Below are 2,738 nucleotides of genomic sequence, written 5' to 3'. Positions count from 1 at the left end.
CCATAGTCTCTTGTTAGGCTCGTATTTCATAAACACTACATGGCTTGTTTTGCGATTAAATCCCTAGAATCTTGTTTGATAGCATCAAGCAAGACTTCGGCGGCTCTTTCACTGTGTTCTGGGTTAACTGAAGTTGAAATTTGTAGTTCAATTGCCTTCCCAATATACTCAAGTGACACATTTATCACAGCTACGTTTGAGTTTTGACCGTGTAATTGACAGCGGAGTTTCATTAATTCTAGTGTTGCAAAAGCAAAGCAGAGACTTTGCAATGGCTGTGTTAGCGCATCTTTTGATGCATCTAAAGATTGAATGAAACCTAACCCTTTTATGAAATTAAAGTAATCGGAATAACTCGACTGTTCAATTCCTGACTCTTCGAGAGCCTTTTTTGCACCAAATTCAATTTTACTTTTTCTAAAAAAACCAAACACAAGCTTACCCTTTACTTGATATTTCCTCGACACTATCCCATGAGCCTAACGCCACGTTAAGGTGTGACAACCGTGTGCCATAATGGTGAGCGAAGCGAAACCGGCACGCGTTTGGAATCACTCTTAAACGTTTTGTTATATTTTGGTTTGCCAGTGATCTTCTAGGCTGTTAATCAAAGATTTCGCCAACTTAACTAGCTCACCGACGGAGCTTTTGCTGACATCAATAGAGTCTCCCTTTTGCGTGAAACCTCCCCGATGAACACAATCATGCCTTAAAGATATAGCTTTAAAAAGCCACTTAATATCACCAAACTCAAACTGGAAGACTTTTGAATACATCGGCTTTATCTTCTTCATATCATGGAAAATTATACTTTTTAAGTGCTGGGCAACTATAAAACCTATGTTTTCACTTTTTTCATAGATTTCTTTTAGTGAAAACTTTTGTTTAGATAGCTCAGGATCACTCTCGACCAATTTTCGTTTAAACTCTTCTGAGTTTAAAATTTTATGGATCGTAATTGATGATAGGTAAGATTCAATAGCTGTCACTACATGTGTATGTAGCATAATTAAAAGGGCTCTTTCTACCTTTTGCCCTGATTGAATCTTCAACAATGCTTCAACGCTAGTAATTGAATCTTGAAACAACTCAAACTGTTTAGTTGTTGCAATAGCCCAAATTGCATCTTGCTTATCTTCATCGGAAATATAATTGACTGAACCCATACCTCCGCAATTTGGACATGGACCTGATTTATTCCCTGTGAATGTGACATTAGAACAACCTTCTATAAAGAAGCCAGACGGGAACTCATTTCCACAATTATCACAAACAGCCATTAGATGTGGCATGAATTTTCCTCCAAAATATAACGCCCAATTAAGGTGCGATAACGCTATAACACCTAAGCTAAACTATTGTACCGTAAACACTAAATTCAAACCGAAGTAAAATTGCCAAGCGTTAGGAGTCACTCTTAAATTGTTTGTTAGAGTTCGAACTTCAAACTTTTCGTCCTACGCCCCTTGAGGCAATTGACAAACCCGTTCAGTCAACTGACCTAATATTGAAAAGTGTACATCCACATCACATGGTTCAATATTGTCGAAGCTATATTCTCCACCTAAAGCACAAGGCTTAATTAAGCTATAAATCTCACCAGATTTAAGTTTCTTTCCACTTTGAATAAGATCACCCACCATAGCTACCGCAAGATAGTTAACAACAAACTCTTTATTTGATAAAAGAGAACTAAACTCATCATAACTACTTGCTACAACGTCCAATGCCGGTGAACCTGTATCTAAAAACGAAATTGACCCATCATCAATATCTTGAACAAAAGCATCGCCACTGGAGCTTATTAAGATTGGTAACTTTCTCTCGCCGATCAGCCATATCCAGCTCGATAGCAACTTTTCTCTTTCAACATGAGAGAAGTCCACTGTTAAATCGTTTAAAGTCATTATTACCTCATAGAAACTAACGCCCTGTTAAGGGGTGAGCAACGCAATACAAAAGCCGCCGCATACCGCCTTAATCACTAAATTCAACGCATAGTAAAAATGCCACGCGTTGCGAATCCCTCTTGAACAGTTTGTTAGCCGCTCATTCCCAAAGGTTACTGCTTACTCAACAGGAACTTACGCAAGTCTCTCTCTGCACGCATAACAAACAGAATAAACACTTTGTCACCGTCTTGTTTATAGAAAACACGACATGGATTAACGACAACTTCACGATAACTTAAATGTTCTAGCTCGGGTGGAATACGACCTGACTCTGGGAAAGTTTGCAGGCGTTCGACTTTGGAGAAGATCGTTTGCACTAACTGCTTTGCAGCTACGATATTTTCAAGTGCGATATATTCAGCGATATCGTTCAGGTCAGATAACGCTGGCTCAGTCCAGATTATTTCAGCCATTTTGACATTTTGTCCTTAGCTTCATCGTGACTCACCACTTTACCGTCAGCTAATGCACGTTCACCTCGTGCAATCCCCTCCAGAATCGCCAAGCGATTTTGCATAAACTCGTAATCATCAACATCAACCAGATATGCCGATGGCTTACCATGTTCAGTAATTAACACTGGTTCTTTGGTGTCGTGGAGATCGGCGAGGATCTTAGTTGCTTGACGTTTAAGTGATGTAACTAGTTCTACTTTCATGAGAGCTGCTCCAAAGGAATACTAAAGTGATACTATTCTATCACTTTGAGTATAGCAAGCTCCATGACGGCTAACGCCCAATTAAGGTGCGACAACGCTATAAAACCTGAGCTAAACCATTGCACCGT

General features: G+C 39.3%; 5 protein-coding genes. All 5 read right to left on the bottom strand.

From position 1 onward, the window contains the following. Window positions 1–35: 35 nt before the first annotated feature. A complete protein-coding gene (locus FCV43_RS16945; protein ID WP_136995836.1) occupies window positions 36–434 on the bottom strand; it encodes a hypothetical protein in 399 nt (132 codons plus the stop codon). Between the two features lie 135 nt (window positions 435–569). Then, window positions 570–1,292: a hypothetical protein gene (locus FCV43_RS16940; RefSeq protein ID WP_136995835.1), complete on the bottom strand. Its 723-nt coding sequence runs from the start codon at window positions 1,290–1,292 to the stop codon at window positions 570–572. A gap of 165 nt (window positions 1,293–1,457) precedes the next feature. After that, the gene (locus tag FCV43_RS16935; protein WP_136995834.1) at window positions 1,458–1,907 is read right to left on the bottom strand and encodes a T6SS immunity protein Tdi1 domain-containing protein; all 450 of its coding nucleotides are present in this window, start codon (window positions 1,905–1,907) and stop codon (window positions 1,458–1,460) included. A 155-nt stretch (window positions 1,908–2,062) separates the two neighbouring features. Then, complete coding sequence (locus FCV43_RS16925; RefSeq protein ID WP_025548916.1) at window positions 2,063–2,365, bottom strand: type II toxin-antitoxin system RelE/ParE family toxin; 303 nt, start codon at window positions 2,363–2,365, stop codon at window positions 2,063–2,065. Beyond that, window positions 2,353–2,610, bottom strand: coding sequence for a type II toxin-antitoxin system Phd/YefM family antitoxin (locus tag FCV43_RS16920; protein ID WP_005448240.1), 258 nt, complete (start codon window positions 2,608–2,610; stop codon window positions 2,353–2,355). The genes FCV43_RS16925 and FCV43_RS16920 overlap by 13 nt, the downstream gene beginning before the upstream one ends. Window positions 2,611–2,738: the final 128 nt, after the last annotated feature.

The organism is Vibrio genomosp. F6 (assembly GCF_005146325.1).
GTDB classification, from domain to species: Bacteria; Pseudomonadota; Gammaproteobacteria; order Enterobacterales; family Vibrionaceae; genus Vibrio; species Vibrio cortegadensis.
Note: the sequence above shows the minus strand (reverse complement) of the source record. Positions and strands in the feature narration are given on the sequence as shown.

Coding starts and splice junctions, on each gene's coding strand:
- FCV43_RS16940 (WP_136995835.1), bottom strand. CDS start 1,292: ATGCCACATCTAATGGCTGTTTGTGATAATTGTGGAAATGAGTTCCCG.
- FCV43_RS16935 (WP_136995834.1), bottom strand. CDS start 1,907: ATGACTTTAAACGATTTAACAGTGGACTTCTCTCATGTTGAAAGAGAA.
- FCV43_RS16925 (WP_025548916.1), bottom strand. CDS start 2,365: ATGGCTGAAATAATCTGGACTGAGCCAGCGTTATCTGACCTGAACGAT.
- FCV43_RS16920 (WP_005448240.1), bottom strand. CDS start 2,610: ATGAAAGTAGAACTAGTTACATCACTTAAACGTCAAGCAACTAAGATC.